The sequence below is a fragment of the Teredinibacter waterburyi genome (assembly GCF_001922985.1).
Taxonomy (GTDB): Bacteria; Pseudomonadota; Gammaproteobacteria; order Pseudomonadales; family Cellvibrionaceae; genus Teredinibacter; species Teredinibacter waterburyi.
In genome coordinates, this window is record NZ_MRUH01000171.1 from 1 (window position 1) to 1222 (window position 1222).

1 pseudogene is annotated in these 1222 nt (G+C 49.2%); it reads right to left on the minus strand.

What is annotated here, in order from left to right:
- Nucleotides 1-1222 (minus strand): annotated as a pseudogene (locus tag IDZ20_RS16165) (hypothetical protein); the annotation flags it as partial.

Consider the following 1222-nt stretch of genomic DNA (forward strand, 5'->3'; position numbering starts at 1 on the left):
AATCGCTAATGTCAACAGTATAAAGTGCCGGAATGTCAGAGCTTCTACTTGCGGCAACAACATACAATTGCTGGCTTGGCGCATCCCACACCATGTTGTATATATATATGTGATCTTCGGTCATTCCCGTTATGGCTTGTTCGGTTCTCACGCCCGTCGTTAAGTCCACTAAAATAACCTTGGCACCAAACTCTACACCGTTATCGCCCGCATCTGCATAATTTGAAAGCACCAAGGTATTTAAGGATTCATCGGGGTAAATGAAGCCGCTTAGGGCTCCGTTAATTTTTGCCCCAAAATGAGGAAAGCTATCAGCGTGGGTAACAGTCGAATTTTGCTTAACAAACACACTGGCAACATCGGTATCAGCATTGCCGCTGCTATCTTCTATATTGACCGATATCGTATTATCACCAACCTCCAAGGCTATATTCGAACGCCATTTCAAGGTATCTGGGTCTATTGTTACTTCTGCTGTACTTTCTACCCCGTTTACAAACAGAGTAATGCTTTCAATATCGCTGTAATCGTCCTCTGCGGTTCCTCGAATGGTTAACGACTCGGTTGTCGCCCAAGAAACCGGTGGAGGAAACACAATGGCTGCGGTGGGGGCGGTAACGTCATCTAGGGTGGTGATAGCGAATTCAGCACTTACACCACCAATCGTTAGGGTGACAGTTGATGCAGTTGATGGCGCCGCAGATGATTTACCGGTAACTCGTACCGTTTGGCCGTTAAGAATTTCACCGGCGGCGGGGGTTGAGGTTGCGCCATCAATAGAGTAGTCGCCACCAACAATGGTTACGGGCGCGGCATCGTTTATACCGGTAATGGTAATGGTGTTAGAGGCCACCCATACATCTGGGGTTGCACCGGTTGCATCGGTAAAACTAAACGCATCTGGGGTTATATCTTGAGCCAGTGTGGTTACCGCGAAGGTCGCCTGCACATCACCTAGGCTCAGCACGGTATTTTGAGTGGTGCTGAAGGTGGCGGCGCTGGTGGTTTGTAGGGTGATTTCTTGGCCTTCGGTTACGGTGCCGGCTTCGGCGGTGTAGTCGCTACCATCAATTGAGTATTCGCCGCCGGTAATGCTTATGGCTATCGCATCGTTTATACCGCTTACGGTTACGGTGTTGGAGCTAAGCGTGGCGTTAAGCGCTTGATCGCTTAGGGCATTAAAGGTGATTGCCTCGGGGCTAATATCTTGTGCAACGGTGCT